This is a genomic window from Microbacterium sp. P2_F9 (genome assembly GCF_056403635.1).
This window is the reverse complement of sequence record NZ_JBFUFC010000256.1, coordinates 1-4,409: the sequence shown is the minus strand read 5'-3', so window position 1 is coordinate 4,409 and position 4,409 is coordinate 1. Positions and strand designations below refer to the sequence as shown.

The following is a 4,409-nucleotide window of genomic DNA, read 5'->3' as shown; positions in this document are numbered from 1 at the left end:
GTCGCAAGCTCCCCGCCGACGAGATCGGCGCCGACCTCGCCCCCCTCGTCGCGGGCTGGATGCGTCAGCGCCCCGCCGCGTAACCCTGCATGCCGCGGGCGTTCGCGGCAGCCCAGATCGTGCCGCGCTCGTGGTCGATGCCGACCGCACTGAGCCGGCCGAGCGCCCAATCGCCCGCGTGGGTGACGGTGTGGCCTCGGCGCTGCAGCCCGGCGATGAGGTCGGCGCCGAGCCGGTCCTCGACGTATGCCCCTGATGGATGCCAGGTGCGCGGCCAGAACGAGTCGACGAGCGCGATCGAGTGCAGCGTCGGCGCGTCGATCGCCTGCTGGGCGGTGTACCCGCCGACGAGCATCCGCAGGAGCGCCGGGAGCTGCCACTGCTCCTGCTGATCGCCGCCTGGAGTGCCCAGTGCCATCATGGCCCGCCCGTCCCGCAGCACGAGCGTCGGCGTGAGCGTCGTCCGCGGGCGTGCGCCGGGCCGCAGCGCCGACGGCGACTCGGGGTCGAGCCACGTCATCTGCAGCCGGGTGCCGAGGCAGAACCCGAGTTCCGGCACGGTCGGCGAGGACTGCAGCCACCCACCGGAGGGAGTGACGGCGATGATGTTGCCCCAGCGGTCGACGACGTCGATGTGGCAGGTGTCGCCCCTCGTCACTCCGCCGGCCGACACCGTGGGCTCACCGGCGCCCGAGACGACATCCGGGTCGGTGCGCAGCGTCGGCCGGAACGGCTCGCGACCGGCGAGCGACCCTGGCCGCCACTCGTGCGAGGCCTCCTCGCCGATGAGCTCGCGCCGCTGTGCCGCGAACGACCCCGAGAGCAGCTCCGCCACGGGCGCACCATCGCCCAGATGGGCGTCCCGATCGGCGAGGGCCAGCTTCAGGGTCTCGAGGATCGTGTGGGCACCCGCCTCCGTACCGGGGTCGAGGTCTTCGTCGGCGAGCGGCTCCAGGATGCGCAGCGCTTCGAGCAGTGCGGGCCCCTGAGTCCATGCACCGGCCTTCGCGACGACATGCCCGCGGAAAGGGGCGGTCACGGCATCCTCGTATCCCGCATCGAAGCCCGCGAAGTCGGCCGCGGTGATGACGCCGGCATGATCGGAGCCGGTGGAGTGCCGGTGCGGCTGGGCGAGGAAGTCGGATGCCGCGTGCGCGACGATCCCCGTCTTCCACTCGTGCCGCGCCGCATCGATGCGCGCGGCACGACCGATCGGCCCTTCGTCGCGCTCGTGGCGACCCGCATCGACCAGGGCCTCCAGGACGGCGGCGTAGGCGGTGTTGCGCATCATCGTGCCTGCTGCCGGCACGCGGCCGCCCGGCAGCCAGAGCGCCGCCGAGGTAGGCCAGTGGCCTCGGAACAGCTCCGCGACCTTCGCGATCGTGGCGGCGGTCGTCGCAAGAAGCGGAGCGCCATCGCGCGCGTAGCCGATCGCATAGGAGAGGACCTCGCCGAGCTCCATCGTGCCGTGATCGCGCAGGAGCAGCAGCCACGCATCGACGGCACCGGGGATCGCCGCGGCGAGCCCGCCGGCCCCGGGCACGAGGGCGAGCCCCTCGGCGCGGAAGTGCTCGATGGACGCCCCGGACGGTGCCGGACCCTGACCGACGAGGACGACGGGCGCCCCGGCCGATTCGGCGGTGGCGAAGATGCCGACCAGATCGCCGCCGGGGCCGTTCAGGTGCGGCTCGACCACGTGCAGCACGAACCCGCCGGCGACGGCCGCGTCGAACGCATTGCCGCCGCGCTCGAGCACGGCCTGTGCCGCGGCCGTGGCGAGCCAGTGGGTCGACGCGGCCATGCCGAACGTGCCCTCCAACGTGGGGCGCGTCGTGAAAGCCGGGGGAGGCGTGAAGGTCACTGCGCCCCGAGACGAAGCATCCACTGCTCCACCTCGTCGGCTGTGCGCGGGATCGCCGCAGACAGGTTCTCGACACCGTCGGCCGTCACGAGCACGTCGTCCTCGATGCGCACGCCGATGCCGCGGAGCTCTTCCGGAACAGTCAGATCATCGACCTGGAAGTAGAGGCCCGGTTCGATCGTGAACACCATTCCCGGCTGGAGGATCCCGTCGTAGTACATCTCGCGACGGGCCTGCGCGCAGTCGTGCACGTCGATGCCCAGGTGGTGGCTGGTGCCATGCACCATGTAGCGCCGATGCTGGCCACCGTGCTCGGCATCGAGCGCCTCCTCGGCGGTCACCGGCAGCATGCCCCACTCCGCGAGCCGGCTCGCGATCACGGTCATCGCCGCCTCGTGCACCGAGCGGAACGTCACACCGGGGCGAGCCGCTGCGAAGCCCGCGTCGGCGGCCTCGCGCACCGTCTCGTAGACCCGACGCTGCACGTCGCTGAAACGGCCGTTCACCGGGATCGTGCGCGTGATGTCGGCCGTGTACAGGCTGTCGACCTCYACGCCCGCGTCGATGAGGATGAGGTCGCCGGGCGTGACGACCCCGTCGTTGCGCGTCCAGTGCAGGAAGCAGGCGTGCGGTCCGGATGCCGCGATCGTGTCGTAGCCGACCGTGTTCCCGTCGCTGCGCGCCCGGCGGTGGAAGACGCCTTCGACGATGCGTTCGCCGCGCGGGTGCTCGAGCACGCTGGGCAGTTCGCGGATGATGTCGTCGAATCCATTCGCGGTCACCGCGACGGCGAGCCGCATCTGCTCGATCTCGTAGGCGTCCTTCACCAGTCGCAGCTCGGAAACGGCACGGGTCAGGTCGGGATCGTCACCGACAACGAGATCGTGGTCACCGGCGGCGAAGTCGTCGATGTGCCTGGTCGCGAGCCCGAGGTCGCCGGCGACGCCGGGAAGGGCCGGCCGCGGGCCGATCCAGAACTCGCCGATCGAGGCATCCGCGTAGAACTCGCTCGTGGTGCGATCCGCGCGCTCGCGGAAGTAGAGCGCCACGTCGTGTCCGCCGCCGTGGCGCGGCTCGAAGACGAGCACCGAGCCGGGTTCTGCGTCGGAGGCCCAGCCGGTCAGGTGCGAGAACGCCGAGTGGGCGCGGAAGTGGTAGTCGGTGTCGTTGCTGCGCTGCTTCAGTGCGCCGGCGGGAATCACGAGTCGCTGTCCGGGGAAGGCGGCGGACAGCGCCGCGCGGCGGGCCGCCGCGAACGGCGCCTGCTCACGCTCCGGCGGTGCCGGATCGGGGCGCTCGGCCCAGCCGGTGGAGATCGTCTCGAGAAAGCCGTTGCCGTACGGCTGGCGCCGGTTGGTCGAGGTCGAAGGGCGGGCGGGGGTCTCGGCTGCGAGCGTGTCGTTTTCGCCTGTCGTGCTCATGGCTCCAGTCTCGCACTCCGAGCGCTCAGTGCGCCGGTTCCAGCTGCACGATGAGCGGGCGGTGGTCGCTGCCGGAGCCGTCGAGGGAGTGCAGCACGATGGATCCCGTCGCCTTCCAGGAATCTGATGTCATCACGTGGTCGATGGGTGCGCCGAGCAGGGCCGGGATGGCGGTCGTCCAAGTGCCGACCGAGCCGTTGCCGGTCTCCGTGGCGGCGTCGCGACAGCGGCCGAGCGTGCCGCCGTCGACGCCGAGGCGGGCCATGTGGTCGACGGTCGCATTGAAATCGCCGGAGAGGATCACATCGGCGTCGGCGCACTGATCGGCCAGCCACTGGAGGTCGGTGCGCCAGCGTTCCATGTAGTTCTGCCGCGGCGCCACCGCGTGGGCGGCGACCACGATCGGCCCACTGCCGTCGGTGGGCATCGCGACGGCGCTGGGGACCGTGCTGGTGTTGCTGGAGCCATCGATCGAGGACTCGATGACGCTGTAATCGCCCAGGTCGGGGGAGATGAGCAGGGTGGTCGAACTGGCGTCCCACCCGTCTTCGCCGTACTCGGTGTGGTACGCCCACATCGGGTGCCCGAGGTCGCGCATCGCGATCGCCACCTGCTCGCCGGTCTCGATCGTGGTCTCGGGGAGGGTGACGATGTCGGCATCCATCGCCACGGCGATCTGCGCCACCTCCTGCGACGAGGTCGCCGTCCCGGCCGTGTTCCACGTCATCACGCGGATGCTGTCCTCGCTCTTCGCTGGGAGGCTGTCGCTGCCGATGCCGCGCGTGAGCAGGATCACGCCGTTCGCGCCGGCCGCGAGGAGCATCACCATGGCGATGGACATCGCGAACGCGCGCAACGGCCGGATGATCGCCACCAGCAGGGCGACGACGACGAAGGCGGCCATCGCGAGCATCATGAGCCCGCGGAACGACACGATCTGAGCGATCGGATATATGCGTTCCACGCGGAAGAAGGCGGGCCACGTCAGGACGGCTGCAGCGATCGCGCAGAGCACGGTCGTGAAGACTCCCAGCAGGCGAAACACGTCCGCGACTCTATTTCAGCACCCTGGGAGATCGCCGCCCCGCGGGGCCGTTCCCGGCTGTTTCCCGGCGCTAGTGTCGAGG

The 4,409-nt window shown here is 70.9% G+C and carries 3 protein-coding genes; all 3 read right to left on the bottom strand.

The annotated features are described in order from the left end of the window. Positions 1 to 64 precede the first annotated feature (64 nt). The 3 genes from AC1DVT_RS18280 to AC1DVT_RS18270 are packed head-to-tail and all read right to left on the bottom strand — an operon-like array spanning position 65 to position 4,327. Positions 65 to 1,861 (bottom strand): gamma-glutamyltransferase family protein, encoded by a 1,797-nt coding sequence (locus AC1DVT_RS18280; RefSeq protein WP_477390590.1) that lies wholly within the window; start codon positions 1,859 to 1,861, stop codon positions 65 to 67. Next, positions 1,858 to 3,282, bottom strand: a complete 1,425-nt coding sequence (locus AC1DVT_RS18275) for an aminopeptidase P family protein (RefSeq protein ID WP_477390588.1) — start codon at positions 3,280 to 3,282, stop codon at positions 1,858 to 1,860. Before AC1DVT_RS18275 ends, AC1DVT_RS18280 begins: the two co-directional genes overlap by 4 nt. Positions 3,283 to 3,307: 25 nt before the next feature. Then, positions 3,308 to 4,327 carry an endonuclease/exonuclease/phosphatase family protein gene (locus AC1DVT_RS18270; RefSeq protein ID WP_477390586.1) on the bottom strand — a complete coding sequence of 340 codons (1,020 nt, stop codon included), beginning with the start codon at positions 4,325 to 4,327 and terminating at the stop codon, positions 3,308 to 3,310. Positions 4,328 to 4,409 lie beyond the last annotated feature (82 nt).